The sequence below is a fragment of the Stackebrandtia nassauensis DSM 44728 genome (assembly GCF_000024545.1).
In the GTDB taxonomy this organism is placed as follows: domain Bacteria; phylum Actinomycetota; class Actinomycetes; order Mycobacteriales; family Micromonosporaceae; genus Stackebrandtia; species Stackebrandtia nassauensis.
On record NC_013947.1, the window covers coordinates 2,497,934 to 2,523,310 of the forward strand.

21 protein-coding genes and 1 pseudogene are annotated in these 25,377 nt (G+C 68.1%); 12 read left to right on the plus strand and 10 right to left on the minus strand.

Features of this window, described 5'->3' with window-relative positions; all coding sequences use genetic code 11:
• Positions 1 to 10 precede the first annotated feature (10 nt).
• Together SNAS_RS11625 and SNAS_RS35100 are read right to left on the minus strand one after the other, a co-directional pair.
• The gene (locus SNAS_RS11625) at positions 11 to 982 is read right to left on the minus strand and encodes a M23 family metallopeptidase (RefSeq protein WP_013017615.1); all 972 of its coding nucleotides are present in this window, start codon (positions 980 to 982) and stop codon (positions 11 to 13) included.
• Between the two features lie 136 nt (positions 983 to 1,118).
• Positions 1,119 to 2,069 (minus strand): helix-turn-helix domain-containing protein, encoded by a 951-nt coding sequence (locus SNAS_RS35100; protein ID WP_013017616.1) that lies wholly within the window; start codon positions 2,067 to 2,069, stop codon positions 1,119 to 1,121.
• A gap of 70 nt (positions 2,070 to 2,139) precedes the next feature.
• Here SNAS_RS35100 and SNAS_RS11635 point away from each other — a divergent pair, with 70 nt between their 5' ends.
• Positions 2,140 to 3,303, plus strand: a complete 1,164-nt coding sequence (locus SNAS_RS11635) for a cysteine desulfurase family protein (protein WP_013017617.1) — start codon at positions 2,140 to 2,142, stop codon at positions 3,301 to 3,303.
• 81 nt (positions 3,304 to 3,384) lie between these two features.
• Here the strand turns inward: SNAS_RS11635 and SNAS_RS37580 are convergent.
• A pseudogene (locus tag SNAS_RS37580) lies at positions 3,385 to 3,873 on the minus strand (TetR/AcrR family transcriptional regulator); the annotation flags it as partial.
• 134 nt (positions 3,874 to 4,007) lie between these two features.
• Between SNAS_RS37580 and SNAS_RS11645 the strand changes: the two are divergent.
• The 11 genes from SNAS_RS11645 (at position 4,008) to SNAS_RS11695 (ending at position 17,812) form a co-directional block, all read left to right on the plus strand.
• Positions 4,008 to 4,790 carry an SDR family NAD(P)-dependent oxidoreductase gene (locus SNAS_RS11645; RefSeq protein WP_013017618.1) on the plus strand — a complete coding sequence of 261 codons (783 nt, stop codon included), beginning with the start codon at positions 4,008 to 4,010 and terminating at the stop codon, positions 4,788 to 4,790.
• Positions 4,791 to 4,855: 65 nt separating this feature from the next.
• Positions 4,856 to 5,953 (plus strand): tRNA 2-thiouridine(34) synthase MnmA, encoded by a 1,098-nt coding sequence (gene mnmA, locus SNAS_RS11650; protein WP_041625954.1) that lies wholly within the window; start codon positions 4,856 to 4,858, stop codon positions 5,951 to 5,953.
• Positions 5,946 to 7,058: a uroporphyrinogen decarboxylase/cobalamine-independent methonine synthase family protein gene (locus SNAS_RS11655; protein ID WP_013017620.1), complete on the plus strand. Its 1,113-nt coding sequence runs from the start codon at positions 5,946 to 5,948 to the stop codon at positions 7,056 to 7,058. Before mnmA ends, SNAS_RS11655 begins: the two co-directional genes overlap by 8 nt.
• Before the next feature lie 47 nt (positions 7,059 to 7,105).
• A complete protein-coding gene (gene ligA, locus SNAS_RS11660) occupies positions 7,106 to 9,355 on the plus strand; it encodes an NAD-dependent DNA ligase LigA (protein WP_013017621.1) in 2,250 nt (749 codons plus the stop codon).
• A gap of 381 nt (positions 9,356 to 9,736) precedes the next feature.
• The gene (locus SNAS_RS11665; protein WP_211207375.1) at positions 9,737 to 11,755 is read left to right on the plus strand and encodes a putative bifunctional diguanylate cyclase/phosphodiesterase; all 2,019 of its coding nucleotides are present in this window, start codon (positions 9,737 to 9,739) and stop codon (positions 11,753 to 11,755) included.
• Between the two features lie 107 nt (positions 11,756 to 11,862).
• Positions 11,863 to 12,162 (plus strand): Asp-tRNA(Asn)/Glu-tRNA(Gln) amidotransferase subunit GatC, encoded by a 300-nt coding sequence (gene gatC, locus SNAS_RS11670; RefSeq protein ID WP_013017623.1) that lies wholly within the window; start codon positions 11,863 to 11,865, stop codon positions 12,160 to 12,162.
• Positions 12,163 to 13,653, plus strand: a complete 1,491-nt coding sequence (gene gatA / locus SNAS_RS11675) for an Asp-tRNA(Asn)/Glu-tRNA(Gln) amidotransferase subunit GatA (protein ID WP_013017624.1) — start codon at positions 12,163 to 12,165, stop codon at positions 13,651 to 13,653. It abuts the gene before it with no gap.
• Between the two features lie 16 nt (positions 13,654 to 13,669).
• Positions 13,670 to 15,166 carry an Asp-tRNA(Asn)/Glu-tRNA(Gln) amidotransferase subunit GatB gene (gene gatB, locus SNAS_RS11680; protein ID WP_013017625.1) on the plus strand — a complete coding sequence of 499 codons (1,497 nt, stop codon included), beginning with the start codon at positions 13,670 to 13,672 and terminating at the stop codon, positions 15,164 to 15,166.
• Positions 15,167 to 15,382: 216 nt separating this feature from the next.
• Entirely contained in the window at positions 15,383 to 16,186 is an 804-nt protein-coding gene (locus SNAS_RS11685; protein ID WP_041624785.1) for a LamG-like jellyroll fold domain-containing protein, read from the plus strand.
• A gap of 56 nt (positions 16,187 to 16,242) precedes the next feature.
• Positions 16,243 to 16,917 (plus strand): hypothetical protein, encoded by a 675-nt coding sequence (locus tag SNAS_RS11690; RefSeq protein ID WP_013017627.1) that lies wholly within the window; start codon positions 16,243 to 16,245, stop codon positions 16,915 to 16,917.
• Between the two features lie 136 nt (positions 16,918 to 17,053).
• Complete coding sequence (locus tag SNAS_RS11695; RefSeq protein ID WP_041624786.1) at positions 17,054 to 17,812, plus strand: hypothetical protein; 759 nt, start codon at positions 17,054 to 17,056, stop codon at positions 17,810 to 17,812.
• A 69-nt stretch (positions 17,813 to 17,881) separates the two neighbouring features.
• Here the strand turns inward: SNAS_RS11695 and SNAS_RS11700 are convergent, their stop codons facing one another.
• The 7 genes from SNAS_RS11700 to SNAS_RS11730 all read right to left on the minus strand — a co-directional run bounded on the left by SNAS_RS11700 (position 17,882) and on the right by SNAS_RS11730 (position 25,368).
• A complete protein-coding gene (locus SNAS_RS11700; protein WP_013017629.1) occupies positions 17,882 to 18,805 on the minus strand; it encodes a GNAT family N-acetyltransferase in 924 nt (307 codons plus the stop codon).
• 173 nt (positions 18,806 to 18,978) lie between these two features.
• Complete coding sequence (locus SNAS_RS11705; RefSeq protein ID WP_013017630.1) at positions 18,979 to 20,244, minus strand: alpha-hydroxy-acid oxidizing protein; 1,266 nt, start codon at positions 20,242 to 20,244, stop codon at positions 18,979 to 18,981.
• A gap of 70 nt (positions 20,245 to 20,314) precedes the next feature.
• Positions 20,315 to 20,638, minus strand: a complete 324-nt coding sequence (locus SNAS_RS11710; RefSeq protein ID WP_341871790.1) for a GNAT family N-acetyltransferase — start codon at positions 20,636 to 20,638, stop codon at positions 20,315 to 20,317.
• Positions 20,639 to 20,644: 6 nt separating this feature from the next.
• Positions 20,645 to 20,944, minus strand: coding sequence for a hypothetical protein (locus SNAS_RS11715; RefSeq protein WP_013017632.1), 300 nt, complete (start codon positions 20,942 to 20,944; stop codon positions 20,645 to 20,647).
• 30 nt (positions 20,945 to 20,974) lie between these two features.
• Positions 20,975 to 21,910, minus strand: coding sequence for a zinc metalloprotease (locus SNAS_RS11720; RefSeq protein WP_013017633.1), 936 nt, complete (start codon positions 21,908 to 21,910; stop codon positions 20,975 to 20,977).
• A gap of 198 nt (positions 21,911 to 22,108) precedes the next feature.
• Positions 22,109 to 24,181 carry a 3-hydroxyacyl-CoA dehydrogenase NAD-binding domain-containing protein gene (locus tag SNAS_RS11725; RefSeq protein WP_013017634.1) on the minus strand — a complete coding sequence of 691 codons (2,073 nt, stop codon included), beginning with the start codon at positions 24,179 to 24,181 and terminating at the stop codon, positions 22,109 to 22,111.
• Entirely contained in the window at positions 24,178 to 25,368 is a 1,191-nt protein-coding gene (locus SNAS_RS11730) for a thiolase family protein (protein WP_013017635.1), read from the minus strand. Before SNAS_RS11730 ends, SNAS_RS11725 begins: the two co-directional genes overlap by 4 nt.
• Positions 25,369 to 25,377 lie beyond the last annotated feature (9 nt).

Below are 25,377 nucleotides of genomic sequence, written 5' to 3' on the forward strand. Positions count from 1 at the left end.
CAACGTCCATCTACTGTTGACTCGGCCCGTGATTGGTCAGGCAGCAGTCCGAATTGTATATCTGCTCGCCGTCACGCTCCGCCCAACCCTTGTACGCCTCGGGCTCCTCGCGCCAGGTCCAGCCGCCGATGTCCTTGCCGTCGACACCGACCGGCTCCCCGCCGCTCCACAGGGTCCAGTGGACGTGATCACCGTTGGCACTGCCGCCGCACGGCAGCTGCTCACCGATGCGTCCGATGTAGTCGTACGCGGCGACCTGGGCACCGTCAGTGACGTCGGTCTGCTCGACCGTGTGGTAGTAGCCGGTGGTCCAGCCGTTGCCGTGCTCCACTTCGATCAGCGGAGTGTCGGTGCCGCAGTAGCGATACAGGTAACCACCCGCCGAGGCGCGCACCTGTCCGTCGCCGCCGTAGAAGTCGATCGAGTTGTACGGCCGCGAGGTGCCGGAGTTGCCGTGCACGCCCCAGTGCCGCCAGTCGCCCTGCCCTTGCGCCCACGGCAGCGCCAGCCCGGTGGGCTCGCGCTGGTCGTACGGCCGGGCGGCGGGCTTGGCGGTGGCGGCCAGCGCCTTGCGCTCACCCTCGTCGATGAGGATCTCGCCGGGAGCCTGCCGGGCGGCCTCGGCGAACTCCCTGGTCCCCTTCAGCGCCACCTGCCAGCCGTCGCCGCCGTCGCGGGCGAAGAACAGCGATGTGACCGGCGAGGCGTGGCTGTCCTTGGGAACCAGGAACACCCCGCCCCCGAAGACCCACTCGCCGTCGGCGGAGGTGCGTTTGGGTTCCACGAGCGTCTCCAGACCGGCCTCGGTGGACAGACCGTAGGCGGTGCGCGCCTGATCGGCCTTGGCGTCCATGAGGGCGTCGGCGACCGCCTTCTTGACGTCGGCGTCGTCGGCGAGGGCGACACTCGCGCCCCAGCCGGTGAGCGCCAACGCGAAAACGGTTCCGCAGGCAAGCAGTGTCCGGTACTTACCGCGTTTCATATTGGGCCTCCAAGATGGATGTGAAGTCCGTCCGAAGTCGAATCCTAGATGCCGGACGGCCACCGAAGGGTAGCGATGGCGGAGGCCCAATACAATATTACGTATTTCAGTTAATCAATATACAAATCGCCACGAATCACCATTCCCACCCTATGCCCAGTGCGCCGGGCTCCACGTGGGATTGCGAGATCTGGGCGGTCAGCCAGCTGTTGAGTGACACGTCCCCGGTCTCGCGCATCTCGGTGCTGAGTCGGGACTGCGCGAACCGGAAGATCCGGCGCGGCAACAGATCCGGGTCGAACCGCACCTGAAGCGTGTAGTGCTCGACCGGATAGCGGAAACCGTGTCCGTAGCATTTGGCCGGTTCTCCGGTGCCGTCGGCGATCTCGAACTCGAACAGATGCGTGTCCCCCTGGTCGAGGGTCGCTCCGAACAGGATCTCGGCGAGCATGACCGGCTCGCGCGAGTGCCGCACCACCCGCCCCACGACACAGTCGCGGTGGGCGATGACGCGCACGGCGTCCACATCGCAGCCCGGGTCGCCCCGGAACAGCGCGATATGCCGGTCCACATTATTGCGACGCGCGCGCACCAGCATCGTGATCCGGTGCCCCGCGTCGCGTCCCTTCGCGTCGATGGTCGCGGTGACCTGCTGGGTCACCACGTCAAGATGATGTTCGCGTGCGGCCGGAAGCCGGTCGCACAGCTCCTTCATGGCCGGTCCGCCGCCGATGACGGCCTCGGGACGGCGCTGCTGCACCCGCAGGCTGCGGGGACCCCGGGCGCGCCGCGGACCGAGCAGAGATCGCAGGCTGTCGTGAGGCAGCTGCAGGATCTCCTCCAAAGCGGCGACGGCTTCCAGGGATTTGGGGTGTTCGGGCTGCGTGCGCCCGTGTTGCCAATAACTGAGGGATGTTGTCGAAACATTGAGGTCGCGGGCCAGAAGCCGGTGCCGCAACCGGTCGAGGCCGAGGCCCCGGGCGTGGATGGCGGCACGAAGAGCGGCGTGAAACGGTCCCTGCGCCAAGGCAGTGGCGACATCGGGGTCGGTGATCTCGGGACGAGAATCCACTGATTTGTTTGGCATGCTTGACATCTTGGCCTGTTCGGCGGCTGTAGGCAAGATATGGATCGCGACCGAATACGCTAAACCCGACATGACTTACCTTGACCACGCCGCGACCACGCCCATGCTGCCGCGGGCACGGGACGCCTATCTCGAGGCGGCCACCCAGATCGGCAACCCCTCCTCACTGCACGCCTCGGGGCGGACAGCCCGGCGCCGGGTCGAGGAGGCCCGCGAACTCATCGCCGACCGGCTCGGCGCGGCACCCAGCGAGGTCGTGTTCACCGGCGGCGGCACCGAGAGCGACAACCTGGCGCTGAAGGGCCAGTTCTGGGCCCGCCGCGACGCCGAACCGTCCCGCACCCGGATCCTGGCCGCCGAGACCGAGCACCACGCCGTGGTCGACGTCGTGCGCTGGCTGGTCGAACACGAAGGCGCCGAAGCGATCTGGCTGCCGGTGGACCACACCGGAAGGCTCGCCGAGGAGCGGGTCGCCGAAGCCCTCGAACAACACGGCGACGAGATCGCGTTGGCCACCGTCATGTGGGCCAACAACGAGGTCGGCACCGTCCAGCCCGTCGTCGAGATCGCCGCGGCCGCGGCGGCGGCCGGGGTGCCCTGTCACAGTGACGCGGTCCAGGCGGTGGCGCAACTGCCGGTGTCCTTCGCCGACACCGAACTGACCAGCCTGGCGCTGACCGGCCACAAACTCGGCGGCCCCGCCGGGGTCGGCGCGCTGCTGCTGCGCCGCGACGCCGTGTGCGTCCCGCTGCTGCACGGCGGCGGCCAGGAACGCGAGGTCCGCTCCGGCACCGTCGACGTCGCCGGGATCGTGTCCTTCGCGGCCGCCGTCGACGTGTCGGTCACCGGCCAGGAGGAGACCGCCAAGCACCTCACCAAACTGCGCGACGACCTCATCGCGCGCGTCCGCGCCGCCATCCCCGACGCCGTCCTCAACGGCGACCCCGACAACCGGCTGCCCGGCAACGCGCACTTCTCGTTCCCCGGCTGCGAGGGCGACGCGCTGTTGATGCTGCTGGACGCCGCGGGCGTCGAGTGCGCCACCGGCTCGGCCTGCTCGGCCGGGGTCGCGCAGCCGTCGCACGTGCTGCTGGCGATGGGCCACGACGAACGCCTGGCCCGCTCCTCGCTGCGCTTCACCCTCGGCCACACCTCCACGACCGCCGACGTGGACGCCCTGATCGCGGCCCTGCCCGGCGCGGTGGAACGCGCTCGCACCGCCGGACTGTCCTAACGACAGCGAGGTACCGGAGCCGACCCCGCGCAGCAGCGTGTCCACCACCCGGGTGGCCAGTTCGTTGGCGTCGGCGGTGTCCTCGTCGATGACCTCGTGGATCAGCGCGTAGTACACGCGCCGGGCCCAGTCCAGATCGACGTCCGGACGGATCACGCCGCTCTTCTGCGCGCGCCGCAACAGTTCCCGGCACTTCTCCGCCATTTTGGACTGGATCTCCAGGGTGGCGGCGTTGGGCGCGGCCTGACGGCTCACGTCGGGCATGTCGATCTTGACCTCGAGGACCCGCGCGGTCACCTGGTACAGCGCCACCAGCGGCGGCGCCGTGTCGGCCCCGCCGGCGTCGACGGCGTCGTAGACCCGGCGGGCGGACCATTCCGCCATCGCCTCGATCATCGTCTCCCGGCTGGTGAAGCGCCGGTGCACCGTGGTGCGCGCGACCCCCGCGGCCTCGGCGACGTCGGCCATGGTCGCGGCGGGATTGGCGCTGAGCACCTTCTGCGCGGCGCACAGGATCTGCCGCTGCGTCCGTTCGGAGTCGGCGCGCAGCGCCCGCGGCGAATCAGGCATCGATGGTGGCCATCCCTTCGTGAACAGCAGTGAACACTACACCCGTGTTAAGTATGTCGCATTACTTGCAACATTGCTGTTGCAAGTAATAGGTTAACTGTATCGCACATGATCAAAATTGAAGGGACAGTTCCATGGATCTGCAACTGAGCCGCAAGATCGCACTGGTCACCGGCGCCAGCCGGGGCATCGGACTGGCCACCGTCCGCGCCCTGGAGGCCGAAGGCGTGCGCGTGGTCGCCGCCTCCCGCTCCATCTCCGACGGACTGCGCTCCACCGGCGCCATCACCATCCCGGCCGACCTGTCGCACCCCGACGCCCCGGCCGAGCTGGTCGCCGCGACCATCGAGAAACTGGGCGGCCTCGACATCCTCGTCAACAACGTCGGCGGCGGCGACGGCGCGCAGCTGGGCGGCCTGCTCGACTTCGACGACGCCACCTGGCGCGACACCTTCGAACTCAACTTCTTCGCCGCGATGCGCACCGCGCGCGCCGCGATGCCCGGCCTGCTGGCCAGCGGCGGCGTCATCGTCAACATCTCCTCGATCGGCGCCAAGGTCCCCGGCGGCAACCCGCTGCCCTACGCCAGCGCCAAGGCCGCGCTGGACGCGTTCGGCAAGTCGATGTCGGAGGAGTTCGGTCCGCGCGGCGTGCGCGTCAAGACCGTGTCCCCGGGGCCGGTGCGCACCGCGATGTGGGAGTCGCCCGACGGCCACGGCGCCAAACTGGCCGAGTCGCTGGGCATCAGCCACGAGGCGCTGCTGCAGGCGATGCCCGGCCAGCTGGGCCTCACCACCGGGCGGCTCGTCGAACCCGAGGAGGTCGCCGCGTTCGTCACCTACCTGACCTCGCCGCTGGCCGACAGCATCGTCGGCAGCGACCACCTCATCGACGCCGGAGCCGTCAAGTCGGTCTAGTTCGTGGGCCTGGCCATAGCGCCCGGATGTGATCGAGCGCAAATGGCTACCCTGGGGCGGTGACCTTGCGTGTATTGGCCGCCATGTCCGGCGGCGTCGACTCCGCGGTGGCCGCCGCCCGTGCCGTGGCGGACGGCCACGACGTCACCGGCGTGCACCTGGCCCTGTCCAGCAACCCGCAGACCTTCCGGTCCGGGGCCCGGGGCTGCTGCACGCTGGAGGACTCCCGCGACGCCCGCCGCGCCGCCGACGTCATCGGCATCCCCTTCTACGTGTGGGACATGGCCGAGCGGTTCCGCGAGGACGTCGTCGACGACTTCGTCGCCGAGTACGCCGCCGGGCGCACCCCCAACCCGTGCCTGCGCTGCAACGAGAAGATCAAGTTCGCCGCCGTGCTCGACCGGGCGGTGGCGCTGGGCTTCGACGCCGTGGTCACCGGCCACCACGCCCGGCTCGCCGACGGAGTGCTGCGCCGCTCGGTCGACCTCGGCAAGGACCAGTCCTACGTGCTGGCGGTGCTCAACGCCGCCCAGCTGTCGCGGGCGGTCTTCCCGCTCGGCGACTCCACCAAGGACGAGGTGCGGGCCGAGGCCGCCCGCCGCGACCTCGCCGTGGCCGACAAACCCGACAGCCACGACATCTGCTTCATCGCCGACGGCGACACCCAGGGCTTCCTCAACCAGCGGCTGGGGTCCAAGACCGGTGACATCGTCGACGCCGCCTCCGGTGAGGTGCTGGGCTCCCACTCCGGCGCCCACCAGTTCACCATCGGGCAGCGCCACGGCCTGGGCATCGGCCGCCCCGCCGCCGACGGCAAGCCGCGCTACGTCCTGTCGATCACGCCGGTCGACAACACCGTGAAAGTCGGCCCCCGCGAGGCGCTCGACGTCCACGTCGTGCACGCCGACAGGCCAGTGTGGCTGGACGGCGTGGAGCGCGAGGGCCCGTTCGAGTGCCAGGTACAGCTGCGCGCCCACGGCGAAGTGCACGACGCGACCGTCACCAGCGACGGTGACACCATCACCGCGCGGCTCCACAGCCCGGCCAAGGGCGTGGCGGCCGGTCAGGCACTGGTGGTGTACCAGCCCGACCCCGAGGGCGACATCGTGCTGGCCAGCGCCACCATCGCCCGCACCGAAGCGCTCGCGCCCGCCGATGTCTGAGCCCGAGGCGGGGGACCGGCGCGCTGAAGGTTCGCGGTCGTCGGACGTGGCGCCCGGCTCGCGGCTGATCGTCGCGTCCGGGGCTGACCTGGAGCTCGGCTCCGCGACCGCCTCACCCGGGGTGCCTTACGGCGTCACCACCGGCATCGGATCGCTGCCGGGCACCGACATCGCCGAAGCCGTCCGGCTCGTGCTCGGCGAACTGCCCGACTTCCCGCACCTGCCGGAGCTGCCCCACCGTGGCCCCGGCGCCGACATGCTCGGCCGCGGTGCCGCGCTGCTGGTCGACCTGCCGGTCGAGCTGCGGGTGCAGCGGTGGCAGACCGCTCGGCGCGGCGGCATGGACCTGCGACGGTCGCTCGACTTCCTGGAACGCGACCTCGACACGCTCACCGACCAGGCCGCCGAACACGACGGTCCGATCAAGATCGCCGCCGCCGGGCCATGGACGCTGGCCGCGAGCATCGAACGCCCCATCGGCGGCGCGATGCTGCGCGACCCCGGCGCCGTCCGGGAACTGACCGCCTCGTTGACCGAGGGGCTCATGGCCCACGTCGCCCAGATCAAGGCCCGGCTGCCGCACGCGACCGTGATCCTCCAGCTCGACGAGCCCTCGCTTCCGGGGGTGCTCGCCGGGAACATCCCCACCGAGAGCGGCTTCTCCCGCTACCGCGCCATCGAGGACGACGAGGCCCGCGCCGCCCTGGCCACCGTCATCGACGCCGTCGACGCACCCGTGATCGTCCACTGTTGCGCCCCCGACGTGCCGGTCGCGCTGCTGGCCTCCTCCGGCGCGAAAGCCGTCGCCCTGGACCTGTCACTGATCGACATGGACAAAGCCGAAAGCCTTGACCCGCTTGGGGAAGCACTCGAATCCGGCTTCGGCCTGCTGGCCGGTTCGATCCCCGCGACCACGGCCGTCCCGTCCGGCAAGGCCGCCGTCGAACCCGTCCTTCGACTGTGGAGCCGCCTGGGCCTGCCCCGGCACCGGCTCGCCGAGCTCGTGACCGTCACGCCCGCGTGCGGTCTGGCCGCAACCGCCCCCGCGCAGGTCCGCGAGCTGCTGGCCGCCTGCCGGGAAGCCGCGCGACGACTCCACGACTGAGTGGATCTGGCGCAAGATCGTCAGACCCACCCACTAGATTCTGGGGTATGAGTTCCCGCGTCACCGCAGCTGAGCAGGTTCCCGACGACTTCGACGCCGCCCGCGAGCGGCACACGAAACTGGCCGCCGAGATCGACAGGCACCGGCAGCTGTACCACCGTGACGACGCCCCGCAGATCTCCGACGCCGAGTACGACGCCCTCATGCGCGAGCTGCTGGCCATCGAGGAGGCGCACCCCGTCCTGGCCACCCAGGACTCGCCCAGCCAGCAGGTCGGCGGCGACGTGTCGGAACTGTTCGCCTCGGTGCGGCACGCCGAGCGGCTGTACAGCCTCGACAACGCCTTCTCGCCCGAGGAACTGACCGCCTGGGTCGAGCGGGTCACCGCCGAGGTCCCCGGTGAGGCGTACCTGTGCGAGCTCAAGATCGACGGCCTCGCGGTCAACCTGACCTACGAGAACGGCGTCCTGGTGCGCGGCGCCACCCGCGGCGACGGCACCACCGGCGAGGACATCACGCCCAACGTCCGCACCATCGCCTCGATCCCGGAGAAACTCAAGGGCACCAAGAAGTACCCGGTACCGGAGTTCGTCGAGATCCGCGGCGAGGTCTTCATGTCCACCGAGTCCTTCGAGAAGCTCAACGCCGACCGGCTCGCCGAGAACGAGCGGATCACCGCCGCCAACGAGGAACGCAAGGCCGAGGGCAAGCGGCTTCAGAAACTGCTGCCGCTGTACGCCAACCCGCGCAACGCCGCCGCCGGTTCGCTGCGCCAGAAGGACCCGACGATCACCGCCAGCCGGGCGCTGAGCATGACCGTTTACGGCTTCGGCGCCCGCCGCGGTTTCGAACCCACCCACCAGTCGCAGGGCTACGCCGCGCTGAAGGCCTGGGGCCTGCCGACCAGCTCGTACTTCAAGGTGCTCGACACCGTCGAGGGCGTCACGGAGTACATCGAGCACTACGGCGAGCACCGGCACGACATCGAGCACGAGATCGACGGCGTCGTCATCAAGATCGACGACATCGCGGTGCAACGCCGTCTCGGCTCCACCACCCGGGCGCCGCGCTGGGCCATCGCCTACAAGTACCCGCCCGAAGAGGTCACCACGACGCTGCGCGACATCAAGGTCAGCGTCGGCCGCACCGGCCGCGCCACCCCGTACGCGGTCCTGGAACCGGTGCGGGTGGCCGGTTCCGAGGTCGAGTTCGCCACCCTGCACAACCAGGACATCGTCAAGGCCAAGGGCGTGCTCATCGGCGACCGGGTGATCATTCGCAAGGCCGGGGACGTGATCCCGGAGGTGCTCGGCCCGGTCGAGGGCGCCCGCACCGGCGACGAGCACGAGTTCGTCATGCCCTCGAACTGCCCCGAATGCGGCACCGAACTGCGACAGATGTCCGAAGGGGACATCGACCTGCGCTGCCCCAACGCCCGTTCCTGCCCGGCGCAGCTGCGAGAGCGGCTGTCGTACCTCACCGGACGGTCGTGTCTGGACATCGACGGTCTCGGCTACGTCGCCTGCACCGCGCTGGTGCAGCCGCTGGAACCCAAGCAGCCGCCGCTGGCCGACGAGGGCGACCTGTTCAACCTGACCATGGAACAGCTGCTGCCGATCAAGTCGCTGGTCCTCGACCCCGACAGCGGACTGCCCAAGAAGGACCCCAAGACCGGCAAGGACAAGGAGGTCACCTACTTCGCCACCCAGGACGGCGCCCCCAAGGCCGGTGCCACCAAGATGCTGGAGGGCATCGAGGCCGCCAAACAGCAGGAACTGTGGCGCATCATCAACGGCCTGTCGATCCGGCACGTCGGACCGGTCGCGGCCCGGGCGCTGGCCACCGAGTTCGGTGACCTGGACGCGATCCGCGATGCCGACGAGGAGCGGCTGGCCGCTGTGGACGGCGTCGGCCCGACCATCGCCACCGCCGTCAAGCAGTGGTTCGCCGAGGACTGGCACGTCGAGATCCTGGAGAAGTGGCGCGCCGCCGGCGTCCGCTTCGTCGAGGAGCGCCCGGAGGCGGGGGAGCGGCACCTGGCCGGGCTCACCGTCGTCATCACCGGTTCGCTGGAGGGCTGGACCCGTGACGGCGCCGCCGAAGCGGTGCGAGTGCGGGGCGGTAAGGTGTCGGGGTCGGTGTCGAAGAAGACGTCCTTCGTGGTCGTCGGAGATTCGCCCGGGTCCAAATACGACAAAGCCGTCAAACTGGGCGTGCCGATATTGGACACCGAGGGCTTCGCGACCCTGTTGTCCGAGGGTCCGGATGCGGTGCGGCCCATCGAGGCTGATGGGTAGCTGATTACCCACTTACCGAATTTCATCCATACGGATATTCAAGATTGCCATTTCCGCTGGGGGTGGCCTGCTCAAGCCGGTACATATGCGACGCCGGGGAATGAAACGACTTTCACTCCCCATTGGGCAATCGCTTGCCGCATCTTTGTGTCATCTTCTGAAAACCCTGTGCCCCACATTGCCCGTCACTTCAGAGATTGATACTCGTTGCCTATTACGGGAGGTTCAAGGTAGGACTAATGGTGCCGCTTCGATGCGGAGGCGGCCCGCCGAAGACCGTTATTGGTTGGCGCCGGTGACGACGTCGGGAGGGAATGAATGACGACGGCTTCACTGCGAAACACGGCCCCTACGCGCCGTCGTAGGGCGTTCATTGGATACGTGGCGGCGGTGATCGGGGTGGGCGGTGTCACGACGGCGATCACGCTGTTGACGACACCACTGGTCTGGCACGGGCTTTCGACCGTGCCCGCCGCGGTGTGGTTGCTGGCCGCACTGGCTATCGGGGTGGAACTGCGGCCGCTGTTGCCGCCTGGAGCCCGGTACTCGCAGGCGGCCATGATCTCGCTCAGCTTCATCATGGCGCTGCTGTTGATGTGGGGTTATCTTCCGGCACTGATCGTGCAGACCATCGTGACGATCCTCATCTTCACGCAACTGCGCGCCACCTCCTGGCGCATCGCCTTCAACGCGGCCCAGTTCGCGTTGGCGCTGACCGCCTCGCACCTGGTGCTGCTGGCCTTCGGCGTCTCCTCGACGACCCTCATCGACGAGGGCGCGGGACTCGGACCGCTGCTCTTGGCCGGGTTGGCCTGGTTCCTGACCAGCCACATGCTGGTCAGCATGGTGTGGGCGCTGCGCGAGGGCGTGTCCTGGGTCCGGATGCTGGTGCGTTCCTTCGGTCCCGAGGCGATCGTGCACGCCGCGATGCTGGCGCTGGCACCGATTCTCGCGGTCGCCGCGACCTCCCAGACCTGGCTGGTGCTGTTGGCCTCGGTGCCGATCTACGCCGTGTACCGGATGGCCCGGCTGTCGGTCGACCGGGAACGGGTGGCCCTGTCCGACCAGCTGACCACCCTGCCCAACCGCAAGGGCTTCCAGGAGCTGGTGGAGGCAAACCTGCTGCGCTCCAAGGTGTCCGGGGCCAAACTCGCCGTCATGGTCTGCGACATCGACCGCTTCGCCGCGGTCAACAACTCGCTGGGCCACGACGTCGGCGACCGACTGCTGTTGGAGCTGACCCGCAGATTCAGATCCTGCTTCGACCGTCCACATGAGGTCGTGGCGCGGATCGGCGGCGACGAGTTCGCGTTCCTGCTGGCCGAGATCCCCGGCGTCGAGTACGCCAAACGCCGCGCCGGTTGCCTGCAGTCGGCCCTCGGCGCCTCGGTGGTGCTCGACGAGGTGAGCCTCGACGTGTCCGGCGCCGTCGGCGTGGCCTGCTATCCCGACCACGGCGAGGACTTCGACGCGCTGTTCCGGCACGCCAACGTCGCCATGGCCGAGGCCAAGAAACGCGGCAGCGGCATCGCCGTCTACGCCCCCGAGTTCGACCACCACTCGCCGCAGCGGTTGGCGCTGCTGGGCGACCTGCGCCGGGCCCTGGACACCCCGGGCCTGCCCGGCGTCGAGCTGTACTACCAGCCGCAGGTCGACCTGAACACCGGCGAGGTCCTCGGCGTCGAGGCACTGCTGCGCTACCGGCACCCCGTACAGGGCAGTGTGGACCCCGGCGACCTGATCGCGTTGGCCGAGCACAGTTCCGTGATGCGGCTGTTGACCTACCGGGTCATCGACGAGGCGGTCGGACAGCTGGCCCGCTGGCGGGCCGACGACCTGGAACTGCGGGCCGCGATCAACGTCAGCGTGCGCGACCTGCACGCCCCCGACTTCTGTGACTACCTCACCGAACGGCTGGCGCACCACGAGATCCCGACCTCCCAGGTCCAGCTGGAGATCACCGAGAGCGCGCTGATGGCCGATCCCCGACGGGTCATCGCGACCCTGAAACGTCTGGAGGCCATGGGAATCGGGCTCAGCCTCGACGACTTCGGCACCGGCTTCTCGTCCATGAAACACCTGCGCAGCCTCCAGGTCTCCGAGGTCAAGATCGACAAGTCCTTTGTGCTCGGCATGAAGGAGGACCCGGACGCCGTCGCGATCGTCAAGTCGATCATCGAACTGGGCCGGGCGCTGAGCCTGCGGGTGGTGGCCGAGGGCATCGAGGACGAGGCCACCTGGCGGCACCTGGTCACACTGGGTTGCGACACCGGTCAGGGCTGGTTCCACGCCCGTCCGATGCCCGCCGAGGCGTTCGTCAGCTGGCTGCGCCGCTACCAGCCGCCGCCACCGCCGCGCAAGATACGCGACGCTCCGGCCCCGGTGGCGAAACTCGCCTGAGCCGGGTCGCGAAACATGCCTGACCCATACCGGTTTGCACTGCGTAATCACTGCTCCTTAGACTCGACCGGTCTCAAAAGTTTCGCGATATTTCAAAGGACAAGCCGATGACCGCAATCTCCCGTGACGAGGTCGCGCATCTGGCGCATTTGGCGCGCCTGGACGTGACGGAGGACGAGCTGGACCGCTTCGCTCAGCAGCTGGATGTGATCCTCCAGTCGGTTCAGCGGATCAATGAGGTCGCCGCCGAGGACATACCGCCGACCTCACACGCCGTGCCGTTGACCAATGTGTATCGCGACGACGAGCCGCGCCCGAGCCTGTCGCGCGCCGACGCCCTGGCGGGCGCGCCCGACACCGACCAGGACCGGTTCCGGGTGCCGCGCATCCTGGGGGAGGAAGAGTAGATGTCCGACATCACCAAGAAGACCGCCGCCGAACTCGGCGAGGCGATCGCCGCCGGTGACCTGACCTCCGAGCAGGTCACGTCCGCGTTCCTGGCCCGTATCGAGGCCGTGGAGCCCAAGATCCACGCCTTCCTGCACATCGACGCCGACGGCGCGCTGGCCACCGCCCGCGCGGTGGACGCCAGGATCGCCGCTGGTGGGAAATTCGGCCCGCTGGCCGGGGTCCCGATCGCCGTCAAGGACATTGTGGTCACCAAGGGGCTGCCCACCACCGCGGCGTCCAAGATGCTCGAAGGCTGGATCCCGCCCTACGACGCCACCATTGTGGAGCGCATCAAGGCCGCCGGACTCCCGATCCTCGGCAAGACCAACCTCGACGAGTTCGCGATGGGCTCGTCCACCGAGTACTCCGCCTTCGGCACCACCCACAACCCGTGGGACCTCAACCGCATCCCCGGCGGCTCCGGCGGCGGCTCGGCCGCCGCGGTCGCGGCCCGGATGGCCCCGCTGGCCATCGGCACCGACACCGGCGGCTCGATCCGCCAGCCCGGTGCCGTCACCGGCACCATCGGCGCCAAACCCACCTACGGCGGCAACAGCCGCTACGGCCTGATCGCCTTCTCGTCCTCACTGGACACACCCGGCCCGGTGACCCGCACCATGCTGGACGCCGCGCTGCTGCACGAGGTGATCGGCGGCCACGACCCGCTCGACTCCACCTCCATCCCGCAGCCGGTCCCGCCGGTCGTGGAAGCCGCCCGCACGGGCCTGACCGGCGACCTGAGCGGCGTCCGGCTGGGCATCGTCAAGGAGTTCGCCTCCGGTGAGGGCGCCGAACCCGGCGTCATCGCCGCCTACCAGGCCGGGGTGGACGCGCTGGTGAAACTGGGCGCCGAGGTCGAGGAGGTCTCGTGCCCGCACTTCACCTACGCCCTGCCCGCCTACTACCTGATCTCCCCGAGCGAGTGCTCGTCCAACCTGGCCCGCTACGACAGTGTCCGCTATGGACTGCGGGTCGGCGACAACGGCGAACGCTCCCTTGAGGAGGTGATGGCGGCCACCCGCGAGGCCGGTTTCGGTCCCGAGGTCAAGCGCCGCATCATCCTGGGCACCTACGCCCTGTCGGCCGGTTACGTCGACCAGTTCTACGGCCAGGCCCAGAAGGTCCGCACCCTCATCACCCGCGACTTCGACGCCGCCTTCGCCAAGGTCGACGCCCTGGTGTCCCCGACGACACCGTTCACGGCCTTCGAGTTCGGCGCCCGCACCGCGGACCCGTACCAGATGTACCTCGCCGACCTGTACACCATCCCGTCCAACCTGTCGGGTGGCCCGGCCATCTCGGTGCCGTCCGGTCTGTCCGACGGCCTGCCCGCCGGTCTCCAGATCATGGCACCCACCATGCGCGACGACATCGCCTACCGCGTTGGCGCGGCACTGGAATCCACACAGGAACCACGGTTGTCCGACCAGATCCCGGACGTGGCGTAAAGGAGCCTTTGAGACGATGAGCACTGTCACCATTCCGTCCTACGAGGACGCCACCGACCGCTACGAGATCGTGATCGGCCTGGAGACCCACGTCGAACTGGGTACCCGCACCAAGATGTTCTGCGGCTGCGCCACCGCCTTCGGCGCGGACCCGAACACCCAGGTCTGCCCGGTCTGCCTCGGCCTCCCCGGCTCCCTGCCGGTGGCCAACCGCGCGGCCATCGAAGCGACCATCCGCATCGGCCTGGCCCTCAACTGCCGCATCGCCGAGTGGTGCCGCTTCGCGCGCAAGAACTACTTCTACCCGGACATGCCGAAGAACTTCCAGACCTCCCAGTACGACGAGCCCCTCTGCGAGGACGGCTACATCGACGTCGACGTGAACGGCGAGACCGTCCGCGTCGAGATCGAACGGGTCCACCTGGAAGAGGACACCGGCAAGTCCCTCCACGTCGGCGGGGCGACCGGCCGCATCCAGGGCGCCACCGAATCCCTGGTGGACTACAACCGGGCGGGCATCCCGCTGGTCGAGATCGTCACCAAACCGATCACCGGCACCGGCAAACTCGCCCCCGAAGTAGCCCGCGCGTACGTTACCGAACTACGCGAAGTGGTCCGCTCCCTCGACGTCTCCGACGTCCGCATGGAACAGGGCTCGATGCGCTGCGACGTCAACACGTCCCTCAACCTGCCCGGCGCCGAATGGGGAACCCGCACCGAAACCAAGAACGTCAACTCCCTGCGCAGCGTCGAACGCGCGGTCCGTTCCGAGATCCCACGCCAAGCGGCCCTCCTCGACGCGGGCGAACGCATCGTCCAGGAGACCCGCCACTTCCACGAGGACACCGGAGAAACCACCCCGGGCCGCAGCAAGGAAACCGCCACCGACTACCGCTACTTCCCAGAACCCGACCTGGCCCCCATGGCCCCGGACCCGGCCTGGGTAGCCGACCTCAAATCAGCGCTCCCCGAACTCCCACGAGTCCGCCGCAAACGCCTCCAGAGCGACTGGGGACTGTCCGACCACGATATGGCCTCGGTCCTCAACGCGGGCGCGGTAGACCTCATCGAGTCCACCATCGCGGCGGGCACCACCTCGGAAGCCGCCCGCAAATGGTGGATGGGCGAACTGTCCCGCCGCGCCAACGAGGCCGACATCGCCCTGGAAACCATCGCGATGACACCCACCCAAGTAGCAGCGCTCCAGGGCCTCATCGACGCGGGCAAACTAAACGACAAGCTGGCCCGCCAAGTCATCGAAGGCGTCCTAGCGGGAGAAGGCGACCCCGAAACGGTGGCCACCACCCGCGGCCTCGCCGTGGTCTCCGACACGGGAGCCCTCACCACAGCGGTAGAGGAAGCCATCGCGGCCAACCCCGACGTAGCCGAAAAGGTCCGCGGCGGCAAGGTCGCCGCTGCCGGAGCGCTGGTCGGCGCGGTCATGAAGTCCACAAAGGGCCAGGCCGACGCGAAGACAGTCCGCGAACTGATCCTGGAAAAGCTGGCGTCCTAACGTCTGATTCCCCTTAGGGCCGGAAGTCCTTGTCGCCAAGGACTTCCGGCTTAGTCGTTTCCAGACCCGCCCACCGGGATACTTGCCCCGCAAGCGTCACTGTTCGTTGTACGGAAGTCTCAACGCGGGTTCCGGCATGGCCCACCATTGTGCTTCAGCCTGCCCACTGTCTATTTTGTCCGCCTAAGCAGCGGTTTGCCCTGAAGAGGTTCGCCCATGCGTGTCACCATGTTTGCTCAATCCCAACGCACTCGAGTAGCCACAGCGACGGTTCTCGGGATCGGATGCGTGTTGGCCTTGGTTCCATCCTCGGCCACCGCTGAGGTGGATGTCCAACGCGAATCGCCAGTTCGCGCGGCATACTGGCAGATGAATTCGACGATCGCCGACACGACTCCGGAGTACCTGGGCGGCTCTTCGCTCAATCTCCACGACGGTGCGAACATCTACCCGGGCACCGATGACGATCCGGCGATTCTGGGATCGGGGCATCTCAGCCTGGATGGAAGCACAGGCTACGCGTCCACAAGTGATCCCCTTGTCAACGTGGAAGAGGGTTTCACCCTTATCGCTCGGGCGCGCCCCACAAGCGTGGTTTCAGATCACGACATGACGGTAATGGCGTTGCGCGGTCATAACACCAATCTCGTCGAGATCAAGTACTCGGCGGAGGCGCATGCCTGGCGAGTCGTGGCATCGAAAACCGATACTGCCGACAGTGAAACGGTCACCATCGACCATCGAATCCCACCGCTCCTGGAGCCCACCGGCCAGGCTATCGGTGTCACCTACGACGCGATCAGCGGAGAGATGACCCTATGGGTGGCAGGCTATGCGCAAACTCCGAAGCAGGTCACGTTCGCGGGGCCGTGGTCGATTACGGGGTTCCAGGTTGGGCGAGGAATTGGTGACGACGCCTACTTCTCCGGCGCCATCGACGAAGTGCGCGTGTATGCCGGGGTGTGTTCTCCAGACCTGATGTATGACCTTTCCGGGTACTACGAACTGCCCGAACTCTGAGCACTGGAACTTTCGTGAACGATCCGAACAAGTCCTTATGAAATAGGGGAACATCTATGCGTAAAACAATTGCCATCGGCGTCGCCGCGGTCTTGAGTTTCGCCCTTGTGGCGTGCTCGGCGAATACGGAGAAGCCGAAGGCGGAGTCCACGTCGAGCGAGAGCACGGCGAAGGACGAGGGGAAGGACTGGGCCAAGGAGGCCGAGAAGTCGCTGGTCTCAACGGACATGGAGTCGTTGAGCGAGCATAAGGCCGAGTTCGACAAGCCCAAGAGCGTCGATGACGCGCGGCCGTTTCCCGAGTGCGAGATGAACGAGAGCGTCCACGGTGATGTGCGCGGGGGTGTGCACCAGCGGTTCAAGGGCGATCCGGATATTTCGGCCTACGCCTACGCTGTTGACGGTTCGGCGGCTGATCAGTTCGAGAAGCTCGTGAAGGCGTTCGGGGAGAAGGAATGTCAGGAGTTTGAGACTAAGACCGATGAGGGGACGTTCGAGTACAAGCTTCTCGATGACGCGGATACCACTGAGGACTTGAGGAAGGAGCTCTTGTTCGGTGCTTGTTTCGAGGTGACGGACACCAAGAGCGGGGACAAGAGCGGTGAGTGCCGGATGATCTACGTGGTCGGGGAGAACGGAATCGCGGAGTTGACGTCGAAGCAGGACGTCGAGCTCAACGGTGTGAGCACTTTGATGCTCGGGTTGGTGGCTGCCGAGGCTATGTCCGGTTAGTGGTTGGCCGCAAGCTGACACTGGTTTTGGTGGTTGGGCGCGTGTGAGGCTGGTTATGTTTCACACGCGCCTTTCGTTGGCGCACGGGAGTTACAACGAGGGTTCCGGCACGGCCCTACAATGTGGAGGTCGTGCCGTGTCTATGGGGAAGTCTTTTAGCTCGTGCTGGTTGGCGGTGCTGGGTGTTGTTGCGGTGGTGGGTTTCGGGGTCGCGGGGTGCTCGTCCGGGGGTGGCAAGGCGGATTCGAAGAAGCCGGAGGCCAGTGGGAGTCCTTCGACGACGAAGGAATTGGACTATGCGGCGATCGCTGAGGAAGCGTTGGTGTCACCGGATCTGGAGGCGTTGTCCGATTACATGTTGAACGGGACGAATGTTGTGGCGGATCCTTGGGGGCCGTGTGTGGAGGATGCTCCGCAGGCCGTGGATGAGCGGGATCGGGCACAGCGGACGTTTCAGGGGAAGCGGATGGCGATGGTGACGTCGACGGGGTTGGCCTTGGCGGGTTCGGTGGATGACGCGATGGGGGAGCTGCGGGAGTTGTGGCTTTCGAAGGAGTGCGAGTCGTTTGAGGGCTCAAGAGTCGGGCTTCCGGGTTCCGAGGAAGTCTTCGATTATGAGCGGGTGAAGAAGCTCAAGGCTCCTAAAGGGGTGGACGACGACAGCTGGGTCGGGGTGTGTGTCGACGGCCGGGGGAAGACGGCGGCCGACAGTCCGACCGGGCAGCAGCTCACGGGTCAGTGCCTGGTGGTTTACGTGTCCGGGAAGCACAGCATTTCCGAGGTGTCGGCGGACTTCATACCGGGCCTGTCGGCTGGTGTGAAGGTACCGAGCTTCACGCTTGCCGAGTGCGCCAAGACGGTCACGCGTGTGGCCGCTGCGGCTGTGGCTGACTGAGTCGAGGGCTTTGACGTGCGGACGGGGAATGGGTCAGCCCCGTCCGCACACCTGCCGCGGCGGTTGGGGTTAGCCGGCTTCGCCCAGGACCAGGCGGTTGGCGAAGTTGGCGTAACCGGCTCGTTCGAAGGCTTTGGCCATCGGGATGTTGACCGTGTCGGTGTCGGCCGTGATGGTGGTGGCCCCGGTTTCGGCGTGGCAGCGGGTGATTTCGGCCAGGAGGGAGCCGACGTAGCCCTTGCCGCGGTGTTCGGGCAGGACGCCCAGGTAGCCCACGACGGGGCCGCCGTTGTTGGCGGAGGGGATCGCCAGGCCGACCAGGGAGCCGTTGGCGTCGTAGGCCAAGCGCCACCAGGAGCGGTCGCCGGGCATTTCGAGGTAGACCCCCATGTGTTCGCGGGCTTCGGCTTCGACGCCGTGGGCCGCTATGCCCTGTTGGGTGCCGACGTCGAGGCTGCCCGCGCTGACCTTGCAGAACGCGTCCAGGAAGGCCGCGTCGTCGGCGGGGCGGAACTCGAGTCGGGGGTCGGGGTCGGGGACGCCCGCTTCGGGGGTCCACTTGTAGCGCAGGCGTTCCAGTTCGTCGGTCATGCCGACCTTGGCCAGGGCTTCGAGTCGCCAGGCCACGGCGTCCGCGACGGGGGTGTCGTCGCGCCATTGGGAGGACAGGAACATGTGGTACTCGGGTTTCTTGCCGATCGCCTCGTGTGCGTGGGTGAGGAGGTCGGCGGCCAGGCCGGCGCGGTCGGGGACCGAGGCGTCGGTGTAGAGGCCGTCCATCGCGGCGGGGGCCTCGGTCGGGGACGGGGCCCAGAAGCGGGCCATCGCGACGAGCGTGTCGCCGTCGAGGGCCAGCCAGGTGTTGGACAGGCTCCAGGAGCCGTCGGCGATGCCGTCGCGGTGGCGGTCGACGCCGGGCCAGCTGAGGGGGTCGTTGGAGCCGAAGGAAAGGACACGGTCGAGATCGGACTCGATCGCAGGGCGGAACAACATTTTGCCTCCGAATAGGAAGGTGGAGGCGCTACCGATCAGAGTCGGTGGATCGGAAGCGCCGAAGTCGGGGTGAACATCTCGTCGCCTCCTTTCTCCTGTCGTAGTGACGGCGCCGGGGGAGGCGCCGGACGAACAGTATCAGGGGTTTTGGGCCGGGACAAGCGGGATGTGGGTCACACCGCGCGCAGGGTGTCGCGGGTGATGTCGGGAATGGAGGTGCAGCCCGACAGGCCCAGGGTGAGGTCGAGCTCGGCGATGAAGTGGGACAGGACCTGGCGGACGCCGATGGTGCCCGCGAGGGTGAGGCCGTAGACGTAGGGGCGGCCCAGGCAGACGGCGTGGGCTCCCAGGGCGAGGGCTTTGTAGGCGTCGGCGCCGCCCCGGATGCCGCTGTCGAACAGGACCGGGATGGCGTCCTCGACGGCGGTTACGACGCGCGGCAGTGCCTCCAGGGACGCTATGGCGCCGTCGATCTGGCGGCCGCCATGGTTGGACACGACGATGCCGTCGACGCCGCTGTCGACCGCGCGGACCGCGTCGTCGGGGTGCAGGACGCCTTTGAGGAGGATCGGGAGGGTGGTGTGCTGGCGCAGCTTCTCCAGGTCGTCCCAGGTGAGGGTGGGGCGGGAGAACACGTCGAGGAAGGTTTCCACGGCCGCTCGGGGGAGGGGGGAGCGCAGGTTGGTCCAGAAGCCGCCGGGGTGGTGGCGGGCGATGGAGGCCAGGGCCGACAGGGCCGCGAGGGTGGGGCGCTGGGTGGTGCGGGGGCGGGTGGCGCGTTCGCGGACGAGCGCGGTGAAGACCGGGTCGGAGGTGTACTGGGCGATGCCCCGGCCGAACGCGAACGGGAGGTAGGCGTCGTCGAGGTCGCGGGGGCGCCAGCCCAGCAGGTGGGTGTCGAGGGTGACGACGATGGCCTCGGCCCCGGCTTTCTCGGCGCGGGACACGAAGCTCTCCATCAGGGCGTCCTCGCGGCTCCAGTACAACTGGAACCACCAGCTGCCGCCGCCGATGGCCGCCGCGATGTCCTCCATCGGGGTGGAGGCCTGGCTGGAGACGATCATGGGCACGCCCGCGTCGGTGGCGGCGCGGGCGACGGCGAGGTCGGCCTCGGGGTGGACCAGGTCGAGCACGCCGATGGGGGCCAGCAGGTAGGGGGTGGGGCGGCGGCGGCCGAACAGGTCGACGCCGAGGTCGCGTTCGGACACGTCGGTGAGGATGTGCGGGACGACGCGCCAGGCGTCGAAGGCGGCGCGGTTGGCCGTCGCGGTGGTCTCGAGCCCTGCCGAACCGGCGACGTAGCCGAGCGCCCGTTTGGACAGTCGGCGGTGTGCCGCGTCTCGCAGTGCCGCGGCCGCGACGGGGACGGCGGGTTTGCGGCCGTAGACGCCGTCCCGGTAGATCTGGGACTGGACGGCCCGGCCCACGGATTCGCGCATCGGCTACCTCATCGGTGGACATCTGTCGATGCGCCGAGGTTAGCGGGTTTCGAAAGGCCCGGGGTCCGCCTCAGACGCGATAGATGATGTCCTCGTACTCGGGGTGCTTGGTGAACCATTCCTTCACGTATGGACACAGGGGATACGCCTTGTCCCCGGATTCGCGGATGTCGTCCATGGCTTGGCGCACCAGCATTCCGGCCAGCCCCTGGCCGCGGTGGTCCCGGGAGACCTCGGTGTGCGGGAACGCGGTGAAGTCCTCGTGCCGGTCGTACTCGACGTAGGCGACGACCGTGCCGTCCTCCTGCGCTTCGTAGCGACTGCGGTCCGGGTTGTCTACGATTTGGACGGACATGGGTCGAGGGTACGTCGGGTACCGGCGAGACGGGGCCACTTGTGATCACCTGGTCAGTGGCGCCAGCCGCAGCCGCTCGGGCTCGACGGCGACCAGTCGGTAGCGGGTGGCCAGGGAACGGTCGGGGAAGTTGAGCTGGAGGACGTCGTCGTCGCGCAGGCTCCAGCGCCCTGTGACGCCGACCGGCGCGTCGGTGGGCCCGCTGTCGTAGCGGGTCACGGTGCCGTCGAGCCGGAAGGCGATCCCGTCCCGCCCGCGACCGGGCGGGATCGGGTAGTCGTAAGGACGGTAGGTCCGCGTCTCGGGCTCGTCCTCTTCCCGGACGTGGACCCAGCGACGGAACAACCGGTTGGGGAGTTTGTCTTCGATGGCGCATCAACTCGCTGTCGCTTCGGGCTCCAGGAAACTGGAGCGGGCGCTTTCCAGGCAGGCGTCCATGCGGGCCGCCTGGCCCTGGGTGAACATGACGGTGACCGCGTCGTTGGAGTAGTCCATGAAGTTCATGAACATGTCGCCGTGCGGGCCGTTGTCGCAGCTGACGGACGGGTACAGCGGTACACCGGAGCTGGGGCCGCCCTGGTTGGGGGTGTCGTCGACGAAGTCGTCGCCGCTGCAACCCTCGCCGTCGTCGCCCCAGATGTGGCGCAGATTCAGCCAGTGCCCGATCTCGTGGACGCAGGTGCGTCCCTGGTCGAAGGGGGCGGTCGCGGTGCCGTTGGCGCCGAAACCCCGGTGGGTGATGACGACGCCGTCGGTGGCGGGCGGCCCGCCCGGGAACTGGGCGTAGCCCAGCAGTCCGCCGCGCAGGCGGCACACCCAGATGTTGAGGTACCGGTCGGCGGGCCAGGCGTCGGCTCCGCCGGTGGCGGACGACTTCACGTCGTCCTCGGCGCCGAACGACTCCGCTCGAGTCTCGACCCGGTTGATGCCCGTGGTCGCGATCCCCTGTGGATCGTGGGTGGCGAGCGCGAACTCGAGGCCGACGTCGGCGGTGATGTCCTGCCAGACCTTGGGAACCGTGTCGATGTCCTTGTTCTTCTTGCGGAAGTCGTTGTTGAGCACTTCGATCTGGCTGTGTATCTGCCCGTTGCTGATGTTCTCGGACCTGTCGTGCCACACGACGTGGACGACGACGGGGATCGTGATCACGTTGTCGCGGCGTGCCCGGCGCGAGCGGATCCACTCGAACGCGGAGTCCTCGATGTCGCGGCGCGCGGTGGCGTAGTCGGAGTCGGTGTCGAGAAGTCGGTGGTGCACCGACATCGAGGCGCACCAGTTGGTTCCCGGGGTGAGTGTGTTGGGCTCGTACATCGTGACATCCATCTATGGGATTGGTGATCAGCCCTGAGAGTCCACTATGGTATTTGATTCTACTCTTCGGCGGAGTCGAGCGCAAGCGCCGCGTGACGGGCACTACGGCCCTGGTCGTCCGCCCGGTTTCGGTTTACGGGCGACGAAAAGCGGATGCGGCGCCGATCGCCGCATCCGCTCTACAGTCCACTGCGGAGGCTAGTGGAAGGTCTTTCCGGTGACCTTCGCCGTGACGCCGGCGCGGTCGAGGTACGGGGTGATCCCGCCCAGGTGGAACGGCCAGCCCGCGCCCAGGATCATGCACAGGTCGATGTCCTCGGCCGCGGCGACGACGCCCTCGTCCAGCATCCGGCGGACCTCGTCGGCCAGCGCGCCCAGCGCGCGGTCGCGGATCTGCTCGGCGGTGGACGGCTTGTCGCCGAACTCCATGATAGACGGGATGTCCGGGTCGACGGACGGTTTGCCGGTGGCGTCCCAGGTGTAGACGCTCGTCTTGCCCGCCTCGACGAGTTTGTCGAGGTTGGACGAAACGCCGTAGCGGTCGGGGAAGGCGTCGTGGAGCGTCTGCGCCACGTGCCGGGCCACCGCCGGGCCGACCAGTTGCAGCAGCACGAACGGCGACATCGGCAGTCCCAGTTCGTCCACGGCGTGGTCGGCGACCTCGATGTCGGTGCCCTCGTCGACGGCGGCGAAGATCTCGCCCAGGAACCGGGTCAGCAGCCGGTTGACGACGAACGCGGGCGCGTCGGCCACCAGCACGCCGTTCTTCTTCAGTTCCTTGCACACCTTGAACGCGGTGGCGACGGTGGCGTCGTCGGTCTGCTTGGCGCGCACCACTTCCAGCAGCGGCAGGATCGCCACCGGGTTGAAGAAGTGGAAGCCCACCACCCGTTCGGGGTGCCGCAGGTCGGCGGCCATGTCGGACACCGACAGCGAGGAGGTGTTGGTGGCCAGGACGCACTCGTCCGAGACCAGGTCCTCCAGCTCGGCGAAGATCCGCTTCTTCAGGCCCAGTTCCTCGAACACGGCCTCGATGACGAAGTCGGCGTCGGCGAACACCGACTTGTCGACCGAACCCGACACCAGCGCCTTGAGCTTGGCGGCCTTGTCGGAGTTGATGCGGCCCTTGCCCAGCAGCTTGTCCACTTCGGCGTGTACGTAACCCACGCCCTTGGCGACCCGCTCCTCGTCCAGGTCGGTCATGACGACCGGGACCTCCAGGCGCCGCACGAACAGCAGCGCCAGCTGCGAGGCCATCAGCCCGGCACCCACGACACCGACCTTGCCGACCGGACGGGCCAGCGACTTGTCGGGCACGCCCACCGGACGCTTGGCGCGCTTCTGCACCAGGTCGAAGGCGTACAGACTGGACTTCAGCTCGGGCGAGACCAACAGCGCGGCCAGCACCTCGTCCTCGGCGGCGGTGCCCTCCTCGAAGCTGACGGTTTTGGCCTGTGCCATCAGGTCCAGCGCCATGTAGGGCGCGGGAGCCGCGCCGTGCAGCTTCATGTCGGCCACCGCCTTGCCGCGCGCCAGCGCGGCGTCCCAGGCCTCGCCCCGGTCGATCTCGGGGCGCTCGACGGTGATCTGGCCGTCGGTGACCTTGGCGGCCCAGGCCAGCGACTCCTCCAGGAAGTCGGCGGCCTCCAGCAGCGTGTCGGCGATGCCCAGCCCGTGGACCTCCTTGGGCCGCAGCATCTTGTTCTGGTTGAGCGCGTTCTCGATGATCACCTTGACCGCGCCGTCGGCGCCGATCAGGTTGGGCAGCAACTGGGTGCCGCCCCAGGTCGGTGCCAGGCCGATGAAGCACTCCGGCAGCGCGAACGCCGCCGCCGAGCCCGAGATGGTCCGGTAGTGGCAGTGCAGCGACAGCTCGACGCCGCCGCCCATGGCCGCGCCGTTGACGAACGCGAAGGTCGGGATCTCGGAGTTCTTCAGCCGCGCGAACACGTCGTGTCCGGCGCGGGCCATGGTGCGCGCGTCGTCCTTGGTCTCGATCAGCGGCATGCCGGTGATGTCGGCGCCGACGCAGAAGATAAACGGTTTGCCGGTGACGGCGACGAACCGCACCTTCGGCGTGCGCGCGAAGACCTCGTCGAGGGCCGCGTCCAGTGAGGCCAGTCCGGCCGGGCCCAGCGAGTTGGGCTTCTTGTGGTCGTGCCCGTTGTCCAGGGTGATGAGGGCGGCCTCACCGTCCATACCGGGCACCCGGACGTAACGCACCAGCGACTTGGTGACTACCTCGTCGGGGAACTCTTTCATCGCTTTCATTTCGCACCCTCCCAGGCGGGGTTCTCCCAGATGACCGTGCCGCCCATGCCGATGCCGATGCACATCGCGGTGATGCCGTACCGGACGCCCGGGTTGGCGGCGAAGTGACGGGCCAGCTGCGTCATCAGCCGGATCCCGGACGAGGCCAGCGGGTGGCCCACGGCGATGGCGCCGCCCCACGGGTTGACGCGCTCGTCCTCGTCGCTGATGCCGAAGTGGTCGAGGAACGCCAGCACCTGCACGGCGAAGGCCTCGTTGAGCTCGAACAGTCCGATGTCGTCGATGGTAAGGCCCGCTTTGGACAGTGCCTTCTCGGTGGACGGGATCGGGCCGACGCCCATGACCTCCGGCTCCACCCCGGCGAAGCCGTAGGAGACCATGCGCATCGCGACCGGCAGGTCCAGCTCGCGCGCGACCTCCTCGGCGGTGACGATGCACGCGGTGGCGCCGTCGTTGAGCCCGGCGGAGTTGCCCGCCGTGACCCGGCCGTGCGGACGGAACGGGGTCTTCAGACCCGCCAGCGCCTCCATGGAGGTCTCGCGCGGCGGTTCGTCCTGTGTGGCCAGGCCCCAGCCGGTCTCGGCGGAACGGGTGTTCATGCTGACCAGGTCCAGGGCGATCTTGTCGGTGTGCTTGGCGTAGCGCTGCTGGCTGGCCAGCGCGAAGGCGTCGGCGCGCTCCTTGGAGATGTGCCCGAACCGGTCGTGCAGGTTCTCGGCGGTGGCGCCCATGACCAGCGCGGACGGGTCGACGAGCTTCTCGGACAGGATCCGCGGGTTGGGGTCGACGCCCTCGCCCATCGGGTGCCGTCCCATGTGCTCGACGCCACCGGCGATGGCGACGTCGTAGGCACCGAAGCCGATGCCCGAGGCCACCGAGGTCACGGCGGTCATGGCCCCGGCGCACATGCGGTCGATCGAGAAGCCGGGGACGGTCTTGGGAAGCCCGGCCAAAAGTGCGGCGGTGCGTCCCAAGGTGAGGCCCTGGTCGCCGATCTGAGTGGTGGCCGCGATGGCGACCTCCTCCACCCGCTCGGGCGGCAGCCCCGGATTGCGGCGCAACAGTTGACGGATACAGCGGATGACGAGATCGTCGGCTCGGGTCTCGGCGTACATGCCACCGGCCTTGCCGAACGGCGTGCGGACGCCGTCGACGAAGACGACCTCGCGAACGGTTCGCTCGCTCACGGGTTTTGC